Origin of the sequence: Arthrobacter sp. W4I7, from assembly GCF_030816215.1 — a bacterium.
GTDB lineage: Bacteria > Actinomycetota > Actinomycetes > Actinomycetales > Micrococcaceae > Arthrobacter > Arthrobacter siccitolerans_A.
In genome coordinates this window covers 4,625,632-4,645,651 of record NZ_JAUSXU010000001.1, presented here as the reverse complement: position 1 = coordinate 4,645,651, position 20,020 = coordinate 4,625,632, and the positions used below count along the sequence as shown (strand labels likewise).

Genomic DNA, 20,020 nt, shown 5'->3' with positions numbered 1-20,020 from the left:
CCAAGCTCCCGTGTCCATAACTGATGTCACAGTGATTGTGGATGTCACCGGCAAAAGCGAGGGTTCCGGCATAGGCATCTAATGAAGACTGCATTCGCGGTAAGGCCATTCTCCGCTCCTAGTCTGGATTTCGAAATGAAGTAAACGAGGTTGGCATCATCGTTCAGCCGTTAGCCGAGCGAAAATGTGGTGGGACCAAGAGCGGTTCCGCAAGCAGCCGGACACCACGGCCAATATTTCCGCCGCAAGCTGGTTTATCTTTTTACGTCCTCATAGCGCCCACCTGGGTTTCGTTTACGGGTGCCGGCTGGGAATCTGTCGGGCTGGCAGCGGGTAAGTCGTCAACATGCCGGCTACGCGCAGGTGCGCTGGCAATTGGCATGTGTGCAACTGGGTCTCCGGTTTTTTCGAGCCACTTGTCGAGGAGGGCGGAATGCTGGGAACGTACGTGCTGGTATTCGGTGTTGCTAATGACGTTGACGAGTTCCGAGGGGTCAGCCCGACGGTCGTAGAGCTCTTCGGGCTCGCGGGACTCCAGATGGGCGTCTCCCATTCCTTGGCGTGTGTCGCTTGTCTCAAGATCTATGGCCAATTGGAGTTTGGGTCCTGGTTCGTAGTTGCGGATGTAGACGTAGTCCGCGGAGCGTGCAGCCCGTTTCGGATCGTAAGTGTCGTGGAAACTCTTCGAGGTGAAGATGACGCGTCCCTGTTTAGCGGCTTGTTGAGTGAGCAAGGGCATGAGTGATTCACCTTCGAGCTCTTCACTGTCCGGGGCGGCGCCTGCCAGTTCGAGAAGCGTAGGGACGAGGTCCATGTGGCTGGTCAGTTCCTTGACGCGGTGAGGCGACACGTTCCAGCTCGAAGGGGGCCGGACGATCAAGCTCACCCCGGTACCGGCGTCGTACAACGTGCTCTTGGCCCGGGGGAAAGCGACGCCATGGTCGGTGGTGAAGACGACCATAGTGTTCTCTCTGTCAAAAGCGGCATCAACGGCGGCAAGCAGCCTGCCGAACCCGGCATCGAACTGGGCTATTGCGCCGTTGAAGGCTGCGATGTCCCGGCGTGTGTGATCGTTGTCGGGCAGGAATTCGGGGACATCCACCTTGGACGGGTCAGCTGGCTTGTAGTCTTCGGGACCCCACGGCCGGTGCACCTCCCAAGTTCCGACCGTGAGGAAGACGGGCTTACGTTCACTGCGGTCGGGAAGCTGGCCCAGCCATCGTTCGGTCGCTTCGACCACCTGATTCGTCCGCGGGAGGAATCCGAGACCGGGGCATTCATCGAACCCCAGAACTGTAGGATCGACGTTTTCGTGCTGGAGGCCGATCAAGGCTGAGTGGTATCCCAGGGGGCGGAGGCGCTCGGGTGCAGTCATGACCCCCTCGCGATACCTCCATGCATTGTGCACGAGCCCCTGGACACCATTGCGGTAGGGCGAAAGCCCGGTGAAGAGTGATGCGCGGGCTGGGGAGCACAAGGGCGACGATGAATGAGCGTTTTCGAACACGATCGAGTCGACCGCGAACCGGGTAATGTTCGGGGCTGGCACATGTGGCATGCCATAGGTGGGGAGCCAACGACCTAGGTCGTGGCAATGAATCAAGACCACGTCTGGATGAGTGGGGAGGGGCATGGGTTCCTTCCGGCGCCAACGCCTGCCGCTGATGACGGCGACGCGGAGCAACAGATTCCTGTGGGTCCAGGGCTAGACGGCTCCCGTATCGACGGTGGTTGCGTGCGGTGAACGGGAGCCGGATGGGCGTATGGGTTTGGGGGCGGCACAGGCTGAATGCCATTGTTGATGCCGCCGCCATGGGTGTTATCGCGTAGGCAGGCTGGCTTTGGAGATGATGCCTTGCAGCGCGGCCTGAATCTGGTCCATACCTTCCTTGGGCGGTGTGTTTCCCGCGGCGATGTTCTGAAGCGCAGGCTCGCTGGCGTTGAGCATGTCAGTCGAGAATCCGTAGCGAAGTGACGTAGGTGTTTCCGGAAGATTCTCAGCTGTCTCCTTCATCGCTTTCAGAGCCTCTTGTTGGGCGCCAGAGACATCGGAGGGCTCGTAGGAATCACGACGGACCGGTATGCCGCCTTCTTTGGCGAACAGCGTCTGGGCCTTTTCGGAGGTCATCCAGGTGATGAAGTCCAGTGCTGCTTTTGCCCTTTCCTTCGGAAGGCCTGCCGGTATGGCCAGCGACCACAGCCCTGTGGCTGATGATGCTTCACCCGACGGCGTCTGAGGCAATGGTGCATAACCGATCTTGCCCGCGACGGAGGAGTTGGCCGGGTTCTCAAGCTGGGCGGCAGCGGCGGCCACAAGATAGCTCTGCGCAGCGTTTCCGTTTTGCATTTCCGCGATCACCTGCGCCTGGCCCATGGTTGTGGTGGCCGAGGGCCCCAGCTGGGCCAGTTCCCTTAGCCACGTTGCAGCCTGGACTCCCGAACTCGTGTTGGCGGTCGGTGTCCAGTCCGTGCCCTGTTCCTTGAACCAGGAGCCGCCGGCGCTGTTGAGCAGTGGCTGGAATTCAAAAGTGGCGCTGTAAGTACCGGGGACCCCTTGGGTGCGGAAAACCCCGCCGTACTTTGCTGCCTGTGCCTCAGCGATCTTCTTACCATTGGAAATGACTTCGTCCCATGTCTCGGGGACGTTCAGACTGAGCTTCTCGTAGATGTCTTTGCGGTACACGAAGAGGTCGACGTTGCCCAGCAGCGGGAGGTTTGTGATCTTCCCGCTGGCATCGAAGACCTTCTTGGACGCCTCCCACTTCGCCACGTTGCTGTAGCTGTAGATTTGCTCGTCCGGCTTGTAGCCGGGGTCGACGTCGTTGAAGGGCTGGACCCATTCGTTGACGTTGAACTGGGCCAGGTCCTGCTCGTTGATCTGGAAGACGTCGAAGGTGTGCTTCTGGCTTTGGATGTCGTTGACCTGCTGGGTCTTTACATCCGGGTTGGGGAAGTTACGCAACTCCACTTTGTTGCCGGTTTCCTTCTGGTATTCCTGCACGACCTTGGCATAGGCCGGATTCCAGGGCGCCTGGCTAGTGGGCACGACAAGCGTGGCGTTTTTGGCTCCTCCTCCCGGAGGTACGGGGGCGCCCGAGTCACAGGCGGCTAGGCCTACGGTTGCTGTGGCAATTGCAAGGCAGGCCCCGGCAGCGCGAGCAAGGTTGGTGAAGCGGGGTTGAGGCAATGTTTGCATAGGTATCTCCTTCGATATCGGCGGTGGGATTTGAGGCGGGGGTCAGCCCTTGACTGCCCCGGCGGTGAGTCCGGAGACGATCTGCCGGTTGGCAAAGATCGCGAGCAGGATCATCGGGATTGCAGCGACAGCTCCGGCGGCGGCAAGCTCGCCCCAGGTGACCGCGTACTGCTGGAGGAAGCCGGCAATGCCGACAGTGACCGGGGCGGTGAGGCCACCAGAGGTGAGCGTCAAACCCATGAGGAACTCGTTCCAAGCCATGATCCCGACAAACACACCAGTAGCGGCGAGGCCGGGCCGGACCAGCGGCAGCATCACCATCCAGAAAACGCGGAATTCGTGCGCGCCGTCCATGAGCGCGGACTCACGCAGCTCATCGGGCAGCGCTGAGAAATACGAACTCATCAGCAGGACGGCAAACGGCAGGTTGAACAAAGTGTTGACAAGGATCAGGCCTGGCACCGTACCCAAAAGGCCGATGTTGTTGAGCAGAACGTAGAAGCCTGGCACGAGGGTGGCCGGGGGAAGGAGCGGGATGATCCCGGCCAGCGCGAGAGCCGGCAGTGTGAGCCAGCGCGGCGGGGACAGCTTCGCCAGCGCATACCCGCTGAAGGCTCCAATGGCCAGGCATAGGATGACGGTCCCAATGACCAGTCCGACGCTGTTGAGCAGCTGGGCTATGAAGGTGCCGTCGGCAAAGATCGAGCGGAAGTTTCCGAGCCAGAACGGAAAGTCCCAGCTGCGGCTGATGATGGCCCTGTTGGGCAGGAACGCCAGCATGATTGCCCAGAGGATCGGGATAATGACAATCAACATAATGACGATGAGTGTGATTTCGACTGCTGGGTTGCTGCGGCGTACCCGCTTGTTCGCGTTCATGCGGCCCGCCTTGCCCGTCGTGCAAGTACGGCGACCAGAAGAAGGGCGACCGTCAGGACGATGACGACAAGGCTGAACGCGGCGGCATTGCCGTACTGCAAATCCTGGAAGAACCAGAGCTGGATCCGTTGCGACACAAGCGTTGTGGCCCCGTTCGGACCTCCAGCCGTCAGCAGGTACATCTCGTCGAAGACCTTCACGCCCATGACCACGCGCACCAGCGCGACGGTTCCGATGGCTGGAAGCAGCAAGGGAAGCACGATCCGGCGAAGGATGGCTCCTTCAGACGCGCCGTCGACCCGGGCGGCCTCAAGCAGTTCTTCCCCGATGCCCTTGAGAGCGGTGTATATAAACAGGAATACCACTGGGGACCAGTGCCAGATGTCCACCACGATGACACTAGTCATCGCTCCGAACTCCGTGTCCAGCCAGTTCTGCTCCGGGATGCCAAACGTTGCGAGGACTTTGTTCCATCCTCCTGCCGTGGGGCTCAGGATGAGCAGCCAGATCAGGCTGACAACCACAGGGGCAATTACTGCCGGCCAGATCATCACATTGCGGGCGATCGGCAGCAGTGCCACCGCCCGGTCTACCAGCAGGGCCGCGGCGAGCCCTGCGATCAGACTTCCAGCGACGCTTCCCATGATGAAGACGAGTGTGTTCGCGAGCGCCTGCCACGCGGCGGCGTCCGCCAGAACCGTCTGCAGGTTGGCTAACCCGGTCCAGGTGAAGTGGAATCCACTGCCTGTAATGGCCACATCGGTCAACGCCATCTGGAGCACCCTGGCGAACGGATAGGCCCCGACTAGGAGACAGAATAAGACAAACGGAGCCAAGGCGACCGCCGCCCACCCTGCCCTGCCGCGGCGACGGGACGGGCCCTTCTTGACCGGCGGCGAGGCGGCGACCGCCGTTCCGATGGCGGCCGTCATCTTTCCGGCCCCGCGGTGGGGTTAGGAGCTTCCATGCTCACCCTTCCAATTCGGATGCTATATCGATCTACCGCTGATCGCGGGGCACTCTTTTCCCAAGGGCCAAATACGACGAGGCTGACCAGTGGCCGGTTTCGGGGCTGGCTAGAGGGATCTAGCAGCGGTGATGGAGGTATATCGATCTACCACCGCTAAAAGGCTAGCTGTGACGCAGACCTCACGTCAAGGGTCTCGGTTTCCGCGCAGCCGCAGGAGCCCCTCACCTGAAGATGGGGCTCGATGGGAGCGAGCGGGGACTGAATATTTCCGTCTAAGGCGTCCAGAAGCCATTGCGCTGCGCGCCGGCCCATCTCCTCAGGGCCGACGGCTACCGACGTAACGGCAGGGTTGAACAGGGCGGACTCCGGGAGCCCGTCAAACCCGATGACGCCTACTGGTTTTCGCCCTGCTTCCTGCGTTCGGAGTGCGTGCAGGAGTGCGTAGGCGATCACGTCGCTGTGGCATAGGACCGCGTCAAAGGAGATGTTGGTGGACAGTAAACGATTTGCGAGATCTATTCCGCCTTGGGCGCTTGTCTTGCCGCGCAAGACTGCAATGAGCTCTGCGCCAGGAAATGCTGAAAGTGCTTGCTGAAGACCTTCAACCCGCTCTTGCCCTGGCACGGCCCCTTCAGGCCCGCCGAGGTAGACGAATCTTCGCGCATGATGCACCCTCGCCAAGTGGTCTGCGGCCAGAAATCCGGCCTTCACTTCTTCCAACCGAAGGCTCGGGGAGCCATCTTGGGATCGTCTGGTGATGGCCAGGGTAGGGACTGACACGGATGGAGCTGCACTCCCCAGCGCCGGGGCGTACGCCAGACCGTCCACGGGGTATTCCCGCATCGTCCGCAATACCCGCTCTTGGCGGCCGGCTTCGTCATACGTGCTGGTAACCATCGTCATGAAGCCGGCGGCGGCGGCGACTTCTTCAAAGCCCAGGGCCATCGAGGAGAAAAAGGGGTTCGATATGTCCGTCAGGACCAGCCCGAGGAGACCGCTCCGATTCGTCCGCAACGTGGCGGCACCCCGATGGTAGATGTATCCCAAGCTCTCCATGGACTGACGGACACGAATGCGCGTCTCCTCACTCAGCCGCCCCGTCTCACGGAGAACCATCGAGGCCGCAGCACGGGAGACACCTGCATGTTCAGCGACATCCTGGAGCGTCACGCGTTTCACCTAAGCAGACTAGTCCCGTACCAGCCGTTACGCCTAACAGGACTGGGTCGGCGCGCGCAAACGGTACCAGCCTGCCCGCGTTGGCTGGAACGCTTCTTGCCTGAGCATATGAGTCTTAGAGTGCTACGGTCCGGAAGCCCGTGTTTCCACTCGAGGACTCGGGGGAGTTGGAGGTGCGCGCCGCCACCCGGTACCTGTTGCAGTACGACTCGTGGCAGAGGTACGAGCCTCCCCGCATCACCCGGCCAGTACCTACTGTCGGCCCTTGAGGATTTTCAGTTGGCGACTTTTGGTAATAGCGCGGCAGGTACCAGTCCGAGCACCACTCCCAGACGTTCCCCGCTACTTCGTATAGGCCAAACCCGTTAGGAGGGAAACTTCTAACAGGAGCCGTCCCCAGGAAACCGTCTTCCACCGAGTTGAACTGCGGGAATTCCCCCTGCCAAATGTTGCACAGGTGCTCGCCTAGGGGTCCCCCGGAGGTCATTTCCCCAGGCATAACGCTTGCCCGCGAGCCCACCCCGCGCCGCGTACTCCCACTCTGCTTCCGTGGGAAGCCTCCGGCCTGCCCACGCGCAGTAGGCCTGGACGTCGTTGTGCGAAACCTGCACTACAGGGTGGTCCGCGATGGTTGACCAGTCCGAGCCCATTCCTCCGGGGTGGCGCCACTCAGCACCGCGGACGTTGAGCCACCAAGGGGCTCCATCGGCCGCCCCGATCACGTCTTTCGCGGGCGCTGCCAGCAGAAGGTGAAAAACAGCCGAGGTGCCATAGAGCTCGGCTTCCGTACGGTGACCCGTGGCAGTGACAAACGCGTTGAACATCCGGTTTGTGACTGCGGTTGTGTCGATGCGGAAGGAATTAATCGTGACCCGGTGCACTGGGGTTTCTCCGTTGACCGGATAGCCCTCCCCGAATGCGTCACCCATCTCAAAGGACGCAGCAGGCACAAGCACGTCATCGTGAAATGGCGCGGCCGCATCGCTTGTAGTGCCCGTTACAGGGGCTTTCGCCCGGGTCGTTGTTACATCCCGCCCAGCAGGAGCGCAGCAGGAGGAGGTCGGTGGCTCAAAGCCGTCAGTCAACGGAACTCCTTGAAGGCATGTATCGGCGCGGGCTTGGTCCGGGACTACCAATTCCGGGATTACCATGACGTTGAAGTCCTATATGCCCACGAGCCAGCTTATGCCCATTGAAGCTCAATACTTCCAGGAAGGCATCCTTCCGGTGTGGCAATAAGCAGCCTGCTGCCGGGCGCAGCAGGAAGACGGCGCTGACCGTCACCAATGCAATCATGGTCCTGCCCCAGGCGAGTGGTGCGTTCCGGCGGCCCCGCCAGTCTGACACCCGTTCAGCGCCAGAGGATAAAGACCAGAACCACGCCGGCGGCCAGCGCGCCGGCACCAGCAAGCAGCGGCACGATCAGGGGCAGCGGCAGCGGGGTTTTGTTGCGCATGCTGCGTTCGACCCGAAGCCATCGCACGGCAGCGCCGGCGCTCAGCAGCATCCCGAGCAAAAGCAGCAGGACGGCCAGCCCCTTCCGAACAGGCTCTAGGAACAGGTCCGAGGTAAATGCCTCGATGGCGATGCCCCCTGCCAGAAGGGCAAGGGAGGTGCGGATCCAGGCCAGGAACGTACGCTCGTTGGCCAAGGTGAAGCGAGGATCGGGTTCGGTGCCTCCGGGCAGCAGGCGTTTCGCTATCTTCCCACGCGACGTAGGCGGGGGAGTGGTGGGCCGTTGATCGCTATCAGTCACGATGCCACCCTAATGCTGCCCATCGTCGTTACAGAATGGGCCGCGTCTCGAGGGATTTCACATAGCTGTATCCGGGTTTACTCCACGCGCTGCAAGGAAACCACTTACCAGTTGCGTCCCGGCTGTTTTCGTCCCTGCCAGGGAACAGAAGTCGGGTAGGTGCCTGTGGTCTTGGTCGGCTTCCGGTCGCCAGGGGCCAGCACCAGCGGGCAGTTCGCGGGTGAGGCAACGTTGGCGATGACTGGACGTTTGCGCGTTCGAGGTTCCTGATCCAGCCTTCCACCGAAATACACGACGCCACAGACATGTGCGTTTCTGGCCTGACCACGCCGGTCATCTCAGGGACCGTCCTGCTGCCCGCGGACGGTCCCTTTAAGGGCTGCAAGCTCGTTGCTGGGGGCCGTGTCAGCGGCGGGGTGGCTGCCCAGTAGTGACTACTCGGGAGTCGCACGATGAGCGAGGGAGTAAGCAATTAATGACAGGGCTATAAGACCATGTAGCCGGTTCCGGGCATGAACCCACGAAGGCAGGGTCTAAACATCGCTTGGACCCTGCCTTCGCCGTTTCTGGTTCTAGCCGCGGCTTGAAGAAGTACTCGGCAGCAACCGGTTCTGCAGTTGTTCTTCCCGCTTTGCTGCCGAGTGGACTGGGACTTGATTAAGCCGCGACAGGTATTTCATGAGATCGCGTATGCCAAAAGTCCACGGTGGGAGGTCTTCAGTCGTGCCCGTGGTGTTGATCAGTGATCCGAGGTTGGCGCTGTGGATAGCGACTTTATCTGCTGGTTTGTGGGTGAATCCCAAGCCTTGCACGTCCCGGTCCTTTGTGGGGGCGAAAAGCGTCCCTGTAAACAGGGCAAATCCGTCCGGGTATTGGTGATGTTTGCCGAAAGCGGCACCGATCAATTCTTCGAATGGCCGGCTGATCCGCGTCAGGCTGTTCTGCCCTTCCAGCCGATATCCGTCTGCTCCCTCCACGGTTAGCGTGATGTCCTCCGTCCTCAGGGTCTCGAGGGTGAATCCATCGTGGAACAGGCGCACGAAAGGGCCGATCGAACAGGAGCCCGTATTATCTTTGGCCATGCCGAGAAGTAGCGCGCTGCGGCCTTCTACATCACGCAGGTTCACGTCGTTGCCCAGGGTTGCGCCGCGTACTCGGCCTTGTGCGTTCACGATCAGCACGAGTTCCGGTTCCGGGTTGTTCCATTGTGAAAACGTGGGTATGCCGATTTGAGCACCAAAACCGACACTGGAGAGGACCGGGGCTTTGGTGAAGACCTCGGGGTCCGGACCAAGTCCGACCTCCAGGTACTGGGACCACATTCCCTTGGACGTGAGTACCTCTTTTACCTGCCGGGCCTGCTCAGAACCCGGCTGCACTGATGCAATGTCTGCACCGAGAACGGCGAGGACGGATTCGCGAACGGCCGCGGCTTTATGGAAGTCTCCTCCGCACCGTTCTTCGATGACCCGCTCGATCATGCTGTCCACGAACGTTACACCGCAGGCTTTGACGACCTGCAGGTCCACGGGGGCCAGGAGGTGGGCGCGTTCGGGGTCCTGCGCCAATGAAGCATCGACCAGCGCAGCAAGGTCCCACCGGCGTGACTCCCGGCAGGAGGTGATGAACCCGGCTGGGTCGTCAAGGTCCATGAGTTCTGAGACGGTGCCTACATCAGCAGTATGGTCGAAGACGTCCTGCCCCCTGACGGAGACTACCCGGGGGGCCGCCGGACTCCGGGTCCCAGACGCGCCCCACCAGTAGGGCCGTGTCCGCGTCAACGGGCAGGATCTGGTCTGCAGTAGCGGTGTTCATAGGGTTTCTGCTTTCTGTCCGGCAGGTTCATGGATTCCGTCCACCCGTCTGGCGATGTTCCAGGGGTTCTCGTCCTGCAGGGCAGGCGGAAGTTGTTGAGGGGCGAAGGAGTCGTAGGCAACGGGGCGCATGAACCTTCCTATGGCTGCCGTGCCTACTGATGTCGTGGAGGCGGCGGTAGTAGCGGGGTAGGGCCCGCCGTGCTGCTGCGCATAGGTGACGCTGACTCCTGTTGGCCAGGCGTTCCACACCAGGCGTCCGCTCCGTTCACGCAGGACCGTCAGCAGTTCATCGAGCTTTTCCTCCGGCTCGCCGTGCACTGTGGCCGTCAACTGGCCCTCCAGCAGGGCGGCCAATTCGGCGAGATCGGTTCCGCGGCGGTACCGGATCAGGAGGGTGGCGGGGCCGAACATTTCCTGCTCCAGCAGCTCCGGGTTCGCCAGTACTTGCTCTGCTGTAGTGGCCAGCACGGTAGGACGTGGTGCTTCCGCGTCGTCGCCCTGAACCAGCACGTCCACTCCGGGGGCGGACTGTACTCGGTTCAGCGCTGTGTCGAATCCCTCCCGCAGCTTCGGGCTCAGGAGCGGCGCTGCGGTCTTGGTTTCGAGTTCTTGCTGGAGAAGGTCCGCGATGCCGTCGGAATCCTGCACGGGTGCGAAGAACAGCCCCGGTTTCGTACAGAACTGGCCCATGCCTGCTGTGAAAGAGGCCGCGTAGCCGGAAAGTATGGCGTCCCGGCGGGCAGTCCAGGCCTGTTCCGTGACGAATACGGGGTTGATGCTGCCCAGTTCTCCGTAGAAGGGTATGGGTTTGGGGCGACGGCAGGCCCGGTCGAAGAGCGCCCGGCCGCCGGCAGTGGAACCGGTGAAGCCAATGGCCTTGGTGAGCGGGTGGTCTACGAGGGCTTCCGCGGCCTGCCTGCCCACCACCGCGGAAAAGAGCCCCTTCGGCGCTCCTGCTGCAGCAAGGGCTTCCTCGACCACGGCGGCGGTCCGCAGCGCGAGCTGCAGGTGGCCTTCATGGATTTTGTGGACCACGGCGCAGCCTGCGGCCAGGGCGGAGGCAGTGTCTCCTCCCATGACACTGAAGGCAAAGGGGAAGTTGGAGGCGCCAAAGACGCCTACGGCGCCGAGTGGCACGTTGATTTTGCGGATATCGGGCCTTGGGCCCATTCCCCATTCGGCGTCGGCGTGGTCGATAACGGCACCAAGGTGCTCCCCGGATAGGATTTCGCTGCGGAAGAGGCGCAGTTGGAAGACTGAGCGCTTCAGTTCGAAGCGCAGCCTTCCCTCGTCCAGATGGGTTTCCTGGGTCCCGAGGCCGACGAGTTCGTCGGCGTCATCTTCCAAGGCAGAGGCGATGGCCTCCAGCCAGGAACCGCGAACGGCCGGTTCCACATCGCGGGCCTTTTCGTAGGCTGCATGGGCGGCGAGTATTTGATTCTCGACTTGCTCAGGCGTGGTTTGCATGGGGTGATCTCCTAGTTTCATCTTTTAGTCCTCCTCGTCCCGGAAAAGGGAACATTGTTAGCGGGCCAAGGCCATTGGACTTCGAACTATGTGCGATATTTCGAACGAAGCGCATAGACTGGAAGTTGCATCAGGACCAGTACGCCCAACGAAAGGACAGTAAGTGCCCCGCCTGACTCCCGCCGTCGTCAGAAGCCTTGACGTTTTGGAGCTCTTTATGGATGCCCGCCACGGGCTTTCTGCCCCTGAGGTGGTGCAGAGAACAGGGCTTCCCCGCACCACCGTCCATGAACTGCTCACCACCTTGACGGAGCGCAAGTATCTTCATCGGGACGATCCCACTGCCACGTACCATCTGGGGCTGAGCGTCTTCCGGCTGGGTAACGCGTTTGCTGAACGGCTGGATCTGCACGCCGTGGGGCTGCGCGTTGCCGAGTCCGTTGCCAGGGAGTGCGACGAGACGGTCCACGTGGGAATTCTCGACGGTGCGGATGTGGTGTACGTGTGCAAGGTTGACAGCACACAGTCGGTGCGGATGGTTTCGCGCATGGGCGGCCGGGTTCCGGCGAGTTGCACTGCCGTGGGCAAGGCCCTTCTGGCGCACCTCCCGGATGCCGAGCGCAAGCGGCTCTTCAAAAAGGGGCTCGCCAAGCTGACTGCCAAAAGCATCACGGAGCCGCATGTGCTCGCAAACGTGCTGGATGAGATCCGCGCCTCCGGCCTGGCATTTGAGTCCGGCGAGTCCAACCCGGACGTTTCCTGTGTTGCCGCGCCCGTGCGGGATCACAGTGGCGAGGTTGTGGCAGCCATGAGCATCTCCGTGCCCGACATGCGCTGGAACCAGCGGCCGGTGGCGGAGTGGTCGGCGCTGGCAGCGGAGGGCGCTGCCCGCTTCAGTACCGAGCTCGGCTTCCGCTGAAGGGCGGGGGAGGCCGGCTGCCCCGCGGCCGTCAGTGCGCCAACGCCACATGATCGCTCGAAATGCCGGCCGTGGACTTGACGCCAAGCAACTGCATTGACCGTATGTATTGGGAGCGCAGGATCTTCACGGCATGGGCAGCGCCCCGTTCGCCGCCGGCCATCAGCCCGTACAGGTAGGCGCGGCCCACCATCGCCGCGTCGGCGCCAAGGCCTACGGCAGCCAAAATGTCACTCCCGGACAAGATTCCACTATCGATAAGCACAGTGGGTTCGGTGCCCAGAGCCTCGCGGACTTGGGGGAGGATCCGAAGGATGGTGGGCGACCGGTCCAGCTGCCGTCCCCCGTGGTTGGAGAGCACAACGCCGTCGCACCCCAATTCCATCACGCGTTCCGCATCACGGACGGTTTGGATGCCCTTGACAAGCAGCTTGTGTGGCCATACCCGGCGCAGCCAGGCGACGTCCTCGAAGGTCAGGGCCGGATCAAAGACCTGGTCGGCCACCTCGGCCGAGTTTCCGCCGAAGCCCCGGAGCGAAGCGAACTCGATCGGCGGGGTGGTGAGTTTATCCAGCCACCAGGCCGGGTGAAGCGCCATGTCCGCAAACGTCTTTGGCGTCAGCGTGGGCGGGATGGTGAGCCCGTCCCGCAGCTCCCTGGTCCGGGACCCGCCTACCTGCGTATCGACGGTGACCATCAGCACTTTGTAGCCGCTGCCCAGGACACGCTCCAGGAGTCCCTCGGTTTTGCTGCGGTCCTTGGCGACGTAGAGCTGGAACCAGTTGTTTCCTTCGGGCACGGCCTCCGCAAGGTCTTCCACGGTTGTGGTGCCGACGGTTGAAAGGGTGTAAGGGATCTTGTTCCGGGCGGCTACCCGGGCCACCGCCTTCTCGCCATCGTTGTGCATCATCCTTGTATAACCGGTCGGTGCCAGGACCAGCGGGAAATCGATGGTCTGGCCGAGGAGTTCGGTGGAGGGATCCGGATCTGAGACGTCACGGAGCACTGCGGGGGAGAATTCCACGTCCCTGTATGCCTGCCGGCACCTGGCGATCGTGATCTCCTCCTCTGCGGCGCCGTCCGTGTAATTGAAGACCGCCTTGGGTGTTGTCTTCTTTGCCATCTCACGAAGGTCGGCAATCGTGAACGCCCGGGCAAGCCTGCGCTGCACCGGATCCTTCTCAAAGCTCCGGAACCGCACAAGTTCCCGAATCTCCGACCACTTGGGCAGCTGACGGTCGTCCATAAGGAACAACCCCTTTCACGTTCGAAATTTAGTACAAGGATCAAGCCTCGGACACTCTGGAGCCACGATCTGCGACGGCAAAGGAATGGAGCGCTGAGCGAAACGCGGCTGCAGAACAGCCTCTGCAGGCTACTTGAAGCGGCTAGCTTGACGGATGGGGGACGCCTCCCTAGACTCCATTGTGTTCCCGATCACCCTACCTCAGCAATCGCATGATCGCCACTTCGACCAACGTTCGAAATATCGAACAAACAAGCGCACAAAGCAGTGTGTTTTCCGAAAGGACCACCTATGTCAGCTGTTCCCAACCCTGCTGGACAACCAAGCGGGCGCCTTGTCCTGCGCTCAGCGCAGGATGTGACCAATTTGATCAACAGCGGGGGCCTGCAGAAGGGCAAGTCCTTCGCCATCACCCTCATCGCCCTGGGCGGGATCTTCCTGGATGCCTACGACTTCACGTCGCTGGCTTTCGGCATGCCCTATATCGCCAAGGACTTCGGCCTTACTCCCGGAATGCTCGCACTGGTCTCCGCCTCGATCATGGTGGGCGCCCTCGTTGGTTCGGTATTTGGCGGATACTTCGTCGACAAGCTTGGACGCTTCAAGGTCTTCATGGCAGACATGGTGTTCTTCGTCGTTGCCGCGATCGCCTGCGCACTCGCCCCCGACGTCTGGACCCTCATCATCGCGCGCTTCATCATGGGCGTGGGTATTGGCGTTGACTTCCCGGTGGCCTTCAGCTTCCTTGCCGAGTACGCCTCGCGGAAGAAAAAGGGCGGCACCGTGTCGCTTTGGCAGCCGATGTGGTACGTGGCCGTGGCCTCGACCTTCGCGCTCCTCATCCCTGTCTACTTCCTGTTCCAGAACATGCATTGGGGTGAAAACCACATGTGGCGCATCGTGGTCGGATTCGGTGCCGTACCGGCGATTCTGATCATGATCTTCCGCCAAAAGTACATGGCCGAGTCACCATCGTGGGCAGCTCAGAACCTGGGCCTTCATGAAGCAGCCAAGATCCTCAAGCAGACCTACGGCGTCGACGCGGAAGTGGCCCCGGACGCAGCAGATCCGCGCGCCGAGCGAAAACAGTTCCAAATGACCCTGACCCAGGCCTGGGGCAAGCTCGTGAGCAAGAAGTACCGCGCCCGGACCGTCCTGTCCGCCGTCATTAACGCGGGCCAGTCCATGGAATACTACGCCGTCGGCTTCTTCGTCGGCCAGATCGTGCTCGCCATGCTGCACACCCAGAACGTGATGACCAACATCATCTCCTCCCTCATCCTGAACCTCTGCTTCGGCGTGACCGGCGGACTCGTCGGGGCAAGGCTCTCCGGCAGGATCGGCCCGCGCAAACTCGCACTGTTCGGATTCTGCGGAACGTTCGTCTGCATGCTGATTGCCGGCAGCCTGAGCAACGTCGAAGGCGCCTGGTCCCTCGTGGGTGCTGTTGTCATCGGCCTCTTGATCTTCTGCCATGCCGCAGGCCCCGGGGCCCAGGGAATGACGATGGCGACCATGTCCTACCCCACATCACTCCGCGGTGCCGGCACCGGTTTCACCCAGATCGGCGTCCGGCTCGGAGCAATCGCTGGCCTCGTGTTCTGGCCCCTGGCCACAGCAGCCCTGGGCACCAAGGCCCTGCTTGTCCTCGCCGCTGTTCCTGCGATCGCCATCGTCGTCATCCTCGTCAACAAGTGGGACCCGCATGGACGTGACATCGACGCCGAGGACTACGAGACCGAAGCTGCCCCTGTCCTGGCACGAAACCACTGAACAACCAGTGGCTGACACCCATCAACAACCACAAAAGGAAACATCATGAGTGCCATCACTGGCGTAATGCCGGTAGCGCCCACTATCTTTACCGATGACGAGGGACTGGACCTTGAAGGCCAGCGCCGGGTCCTGGACTACCTCGTGGACGGCAAGTCCGACGCCGTCTGCATCCTGGCCAACTACTCGGAGCAATTCTCCCTCACCGACGACGAGCGTGAGGCAGTGCTCCGGACGACGATGGATCACCTGGGCGAACGGCTGCCGGTCTGCGTCACCACCAGCCACTTCAGCTCCGGCATTGCCCGGGAACGCAGCCTCCACGCCCAGGAGCTCGGGGCCGCCATGGTCATGCTGATGCCCCCGTTCTTCGGCGCCACCATGAAGGTCGACGACGAGGCGGTGGTCGAGTACTTCAAGCATGTCGCGGACGGTCTGGAGATCGACATCATGATCCAGGACGCGCCGATGAGCACCACACCCCTCTCCGTCGGACTCCTCGCCCGCATCGCACAGGAGGTTCCGCAAGTAAACTACGCCAAGATCGAGATGCCACAGGCCGCTGACAAGCTCCGCGCCCTTGCGGCCGCCGCCGGGCCCGCCCTTCCGGGCCTCTTTGACGGCGAAGAAGCAATCACGCTCATCCCGGACCTTGAGGCGGGCGCGAAGGGCACCATGAGCAGCTGCATGGTCCCGGACCAATTGGGGCAGATCGTGCGGGACTTCCACGCGGGCGAACGGGACAAGGCCATCCACGCCTGGGAAGACCTCCTGCCATTCATCCACTTCGAGAACCGCCAGTGCGGGCTGCGGGCAACGAAAGTGCTCATGAAAGAGGGCAACATCATCGCCAGTGACAGGACACGCGCGCCAATCGGCGAGCTGCACCCGGACACCAGGGCACAGCTTGTCGAGATGGCCAAGCGGAAGGACCCGCTGATCCTCAACTGGGCATGAGAGATGGTGGGGCCGGCCGCCCGTGCCGGGCGCCGGCCCCACTGGTCCCACACCCAGCAGAAACCCTCGCCCACCGGCGAAGGCCCGTTTTACGAAATCTGGCACATCCCGTCCGGTCTGGCCTGGCGGGCACGAAAAGGACAAAGACGAGCATGCCCCGCATAGTCATCACAGACTACGAATTCGAAACGATTGACCACGAGCAGTCCGTAGCACACGCTAACGGAATTGAGCTGGAGCGTGCGTACTGCACCACTGAGGAAGACGTGCTGAAATACGCCTCTGAGGCAGACGGCATCATCGTCCAGTACGCCCCCATCACGGAGCGCGTCCTCAAGGGCCTGCCCCGCCTCAAAGCCATCAGCCGCTACGGCGTAGGCGTAGACAACATTGATGTAGAGGCCGCAACGCAATGCGGGATTGCGGTGTCGAACGTGCCCGATTACGGTGTCGAGGACGTCAGCGACCATGCCATAGCGCTGGCCCTGACGCTCGGCCGCGGAATCCCTGACCTTGACCGTGGAATCCGGTCGGGACAAAACCTCCTCAATTCGGTCAAGCCGCTCCGCCGCTTCTCCTCACAGACGTTTGGGGTTGTTGGGCTGGGCCTCATCGGCGCGGCAACAGCTGCCAAAGCCAAATCCGTCGGTTACCGAGTCCTAGGTTACGACCCCCTCCACGCCCCGGGCACAACGACGAAGGAAGGCGTTCCGGTGGTCTCCTTTGAGGACCTCCTGGCCGAATCCGACGTCGTATCCCTGCACGTTCCGTTGAACAGCCACACGCACCACCTGATTAACCCGCACAGCCTGGGCCAGTTCAAGGAGGGTGCAACCCTCATCAACACCTGCCGCGGCGGGGTCGTGGACACCGAAGCCCTCGTTGACGCGCTGAAGATCGGTCGGATCCGGGCTGCCGGCCTGGACGTCTTCGAGGAAGAACCCCTCCCTCGCAACAGTGCGCTGCTCGATCTTGACCGCGTCGTGCTCACACCGCACAGTGCCTGGTACACCGAGGAATCGAACGACGAACTAAAGCGGCGCACCGCTGAGAACGTCGTGGAAGCCTGTTTGGGCCGACGGCCCCGCAATATCCTCAACCCCGAAGTACTCAGTTAGAAGCCCCCTTGCGGAGGGGACGCCAGCCGGCCGAAGAAAGTCAAAAGTAAAGGCACGAACATGAACAAAACCGTTGATGTGGTCAGTGACCCGCAGCTTGGCGTGGAGATCGGACTCTTGGTCCTTCATCCCGAGGACAACGTCGGTACTGCCCTGCAGAAGGTCCCCGCCGATACGCACGTGTCTTTCGCGAGTGGAAACTTGCCGTGCGTGGGGGAGATCCCCACCGGCCACAAAGCGGCGTTGCGGACGATAGCGGCTGATGAACCGATCAGGAAGTATGGCCAGATCATCGGCTTCGCAGGGCGTCGGATCGAAAAGGGCGAACATGTTCACAGCCACAACGTTGATTACCGTGAGTTCGAGCGGAACGGACAGGCCGGCACCGCCCTGCGGAAAACGGAATTCCTGCCCGAGAACCAGCGCGCCACTTTCCAGGGCTACCGCCGCGCCAACGGCTCGGTCGGTACCCGTAATTACGTCGGCATCCTAACTTCGGTTAACTGCTCTGCGACAGCGGCGAAACTCATCGCTTCCCGCATCGAAAACAGCGGCGTTCTGGATGATTATCCGAACGTCGACGGCGTCGTGGCGCTGACACATTCCTCGGGCTGCGGTACAGGCGGTGAAGGTAATTACGGCTTCGAGGTTCTGCGCCGGACCCTCCACGGGTATGCGAACCACCCTAACTTCGCCAGTATCCTCGTACTCGGCCTCGGCTGCGAAGTGAACCAGATCCAAGGACTCACGTCCGGATGGTCACTAAGCCCGGACAAGTCAGTCTCGAGCATGACCATTCAGGCGCAGGGCGGCACCCGGGCTACCGTGGCTGAAGGAGTGCGGCGCATCGAGGAACTTCTGCCCCGAATCAACAAGGCTACGAGGACGACCATTCCGGCAGCGGAACTTATCCTCGCCATGGAATGCGGAGGCTCCGATGCCTTCTCAGGCATCACAGCCAACCCCGCCCTGGGATCAGCTGCAGATTTACTTGTCAGGCACGGCGGTACCGCTGTATTCGGCGAAACCACCGAAATCTACGGGGCGGAGCACCTGCTGACCTCACGTGCGGAATCCCAACGCGTCGCAAACAAACTCATGGAACGCGTTCGCTGGTGGGAACAGCATGTGGCCATCGACGGAAGCTCCATCAACAACAACCCCTCTCCCGGTAACAAGGCCGGCGGGCTTACCACCATCCTCGAAAAATCCCTCGGCGCAGTAGCCAAGGGTGGAACAACAAACCTCGTCGACGTCGTCGAGTATGCCGAACCCATCACCGCTCGCGGCCTCGTGTACATGGACACGCCAGGATATGACCCAGTCAACGCGACCGGCATGGTCGCTGGCGGCGCCCATGTCCTTGCATTCACGACCGGTCGTGGTTCCGCCTTTGGCTGCAAACCCACGCCAAGCATTAAACTCGCGACAAACACCCCGCTGTACGAACGCATGTCAGAGGACATCGACCTGAATTGTGGAGCAATAGCGGACGGGCGGTTCACTATCGAGGAAATGGGACAGCAAATATTCGACCTCATCCTCAGGGTCGCTTCGGGCGAAGAAACCAAAAGTGAACAACTGGGCTACGGGGACAACGAATTCGTTCCCTGGCAGCTATCCACCGTTCTCTAGAGCAAGCCTTGCCCAACCGTGGCGGGGGTCCATCCCAGGGCGGGACCCAGTTTGCCGGCGATGTCGGTCAGGATCTGGACATAGTCCTCGTGGTCGAAGCTGAAGGGCAGTGCGAACGCCACCTCGTCGACTTCCTGGAATCCTGCGTGTGCGTACAGCTGCTCGGCAATGTCATTGCTGGTGCCGACCAGGTCCGGGGCGAAGAGCATGCCCTTTGGCCCCTGCGGTGTTCGCGTGCGGGGAGTACGTTCATCGACATAGCGCTGGTACTTCTCCCGCTGAGCGGGGGATGCCGAATCGGTCGGTATCACCACAAGGCCCTGCGACACCCGTGCCGGTCCATCCACTTGTGCCGCTCCGGCGGCCTCACGGAAGGCGCGAATCTGTGATTGCTGAATAAGGGCAAAGTCCGGTTCCTGGTCTGTTTCGGGGAAAACCACGCTGCTGGAGAGCAGGTTAAAGCCGTTTGCCCCGGCCCATTCGGCCGACTTCCTGCTGCCTGCCCCGTACCAAAGGCGGTCCCGCAACCCGGGTGAGTGCGGCTCGACACGGTTGGAGAACTCTTCGACCACACCTTGCCTGCCGGAGAAGTCCCGCACCGGTTCCCCTGCTATGAGACGGGCCAGCCGATCCATCCGGGCGTAGCTGAAGTCCTCCAGCTCGGAGGACTCCGGGTACAGCTCGTGCTTCACCGTGTCGTAGTGCATCGGTTCCCCCACGCTCAACCCCGGATTGATCCGTCCCCCGGCGAGCAGGTCCACCGTTGCCAAGTCCTCGGCCAGGCGCAGCGGGTTTTCCCAGCCCAGCGGGGTCACAGCGGTTCCCAGCTCGATCCGGGAGGTGCGCTGGCTGGCCGCGGCCATCATCGCGATGGGGGAGGAGATTCCGAACTGCAGATGGCGGTGGCGCAGCCAGGCACTGTCGAATCCCAGCCGCTCGCCGAGTTCGATGACCTGCAACGTGGACTCGTGTCCCGGGGCGGGGTCCGCCGGATCGAACAGGCCAATGGTGAGGAAACCAAGCTTGCGCAACGGACGTTTCGGGTCAGGCACGGAGCTCCTTCAGGATCGGGGTGTGGCTCCTCCTCAGGATATGCGCCCGGACCGGA

The 20,020-nt window shown here is 61.7% G+C and carries 15 protein-coding genes and 1 pseudogene; 5 read left to right on the top strand and 11 right to left on the bottom strand.

The window, feature by feature from the left end; translation table 11 throughout:
- Window positions 1–262 precede the first annotated feature (262 nt).
- From QF047_RS21125 to QF047_RS21085, 9 genes and pseudogenes are all read right to left on the bottom strand, one after another.
- Entirely contained in the window at window positions 263–1,633 is a 1,371-nt protein-coding gene (locus QF047_RS21125; RefSeq protein ID WP_307281178.1) for a sulfatase, read from the bottom strand.
- Between the two features lie 186 nt (window positions 1,634–1,819).
- Window positions 1,820–3,196: an extracellular solute-binding protein gene (locus QF047_RS21120; RefSeq protein ID WP_307281175.1), complete on the bottom strand. Its 1,377-nt coding sequence runs from the start codon at window positions 3,194–3,196 to the stop codon at window positions 1,820–1,822.
- 42 nt (window positions 3,197–3,238) lie between these two features.
- Window positions 3,239–4,075: a carbohydrate ABC transporter permease gene (locus QF047_RS21115; protein ID WP_307281174.1), complete on the bottom strand. Its 837-nt coding sequence runs from the start codon at window positions 4,073–4,075 to the stop codon at window positions 3,239–3,241.
- Window positions 4,072–4,848: a carbohydrate ABC transporter permease gene (locus QF047_RS21110; protein WP_307281171.1), complete on the bottom strand. Its 777-nt coding sequence runs from the start codon at window positions 4,846–4,848 to the stop codon at window positions 4,072–4,074. Before QF047_RS21110 ends, QF047_RS21115 begins: the two co-directional genes overlap by 4 nt.
- Window positions 4,849–5,198: 350 nt before the next feature.
- Window positions 5,199–6,215: a LacI family DNA-binding transcriptional regulator gene (locus tag QF047_RS21105; RefSeq protein ID WP_307281169.1), complete on the bottom strand. Its 1,017-nt coding sequence runs from the start codon at window positions 6,213–6,215 to the stop codon at window positions 5,199–5,201.
- Window positions 6,216–6,339: 124 nt separating this feature from the next.
- Window positions 6,340–7,375 (bottom strand): annotated as a pseudogene (locus QF047_RS21100) (formylglycine-generating enzyme family protein).
- A gap of 200 nt (window positions 7,376–7,575) precedes the next feature.
- Complete coding sequence (locus tag QF047_RS21095; RefSeq protein WP_307281168.1) at window positions 7,576–7,980, bottom strand: YidH family protein; 405 nt, start codon at window positions 7,978–7,980, stop codon at window positions 7,576–7,578.
- Between the two features lie 572 nt (window positions 7,981–8,552).
- Window positions 8,553–9,509 carry a fumarylacetoacetate hydrolase family protein gene (locus QF047_RS21090; protein ID WP_307281166.1) on the bottom strand — a complete coding sequence of 319 codons (957 nt, stop codon included), beginning with the start codon at window positions 9,507–9,509 and terminating at the stop codon, window positions 8,553–8,555.
- A gap of 282 nt (window positions 9,510–9,791) precedes the next feature.
- Window positions 9,792–11,264: an aldehyde dehydrogenase (NADP(+)) gene (locus tag QF047_RS21085; RefSeq protein WP_307281163.1), complete on the bottom strand. Its 1,473-nt coding sequence runs from the start codon at window positions 11,262–11,264 to the stop codon at window positions 9,792–9,794.
- 163 nt (window positions 11,265–11,427) lie between these two features.
- Between QF047_RS21085 and QF047_RS21080 the strand changes: the two genes are divergently transcribed.
- Window positions 11,428–12,183, top strand: a complete 756-nt coding sequence (locus tag QF047_RS21080; RefSeq protein ID WP_306636918.1) for an IclR family transcriptional regulator — start codon at window positions 11,428–11,430, stop codon at window positions 12,181–12,183.
- 31 nt (window positions 12,184–12,214) lie between these two features.
- Here the strand turns inward: QF047_RS21080 and QF047_RS21075 are convergent, their stop codons facing one another.
- The gene (locus QF047_RS21075) at window positions 12,215–13,429 is read right to left on the bottom strand and encodes an alpha-hydroxy acid oxidase (protein ID WP_306636920.1); all 1,215 of its coding nucleotides are present in this window, start codon (window positions 13,427–13,429) and stop codon (window positions 12,215–12,217) included.
- 291 nt (window positions 13,430–13,720) lie between these two features.
- Here QF047_RS21075 and QF047_RS21070 point away from each other — a divergent pair, with 291 nt between their 5' ends.
- The 4 genes from QF047_RS21070 to QF047_RS21055 all read left to right on the top strand — a co-directional run bounded on the left by QF047_RS21070 (window position 13,721) and on the right by QF047_RS21055 (window position 18,912).
- The gene (locus QF047_RS21070) at window positions 13,721–15,202 is read left to right on the top strand and encodes an MFS transporter (protein WP_306636922.1); all 1,482 of its coding nucleotides are present in this window, start codon (window positions 13,721–13,723) and stop codon (window positions 15,200–15,202) included.
- A 45-nt stretch (window positions 15,203–15,247) separates the two neighbouring features.
- Entirely contained in the window at window positions 15,248–16,159 is a 912-nt protein-coding gene (locus QF047_RS21065; RefSeq protein WP_307281156.1) for a dihydrodipicolinate synthase family protein, read from the top strand.
- 152 nt (window positions 16,160–16,311) lie between these two features.
- Complete coding sequence (locus QF047_RS21060; protein ID WP_307281155.1) at window positions 16,312–17,277, top strand: C-terminal binding protein; 966 nt, start codon at window positions 16,312–16,314, stop codon at window positions 17,275–17,277.
- A 60-nt stretch (window positions 17,278–17,337) separates the two neighbouring features.
- Window positions 17,338–18,912, top strand: a complete 1,575-nt coding sequence (locus QF047_RS21055; protein WP_307281152.1) for a UxaA family hydrolase — start codon at window positions 17,338–17,340, stop codon at window positions 18,910–18,912.
- Here the strand turns inward: QF047_RS21055 and QF047_RS21050 are convergent.
- Window positions 18,909–19,964, bottom strand: a complete 1,056-nt coding sequence (locus tag QF047_RS21050; protein ID WP_307281150.1) for an LLM class flavin-dependent oxidoreductase — start codon at window positions 19,962–19,964, stop codon at window positions 18,909–18,911. The two genes, QF047_RS21055 and QF047_RS21050, sit on opposite strands and share 4 nt — an antisense overlap.
- Window positions 19,965–20,020 lie beyond the last annotated feature (56 nt).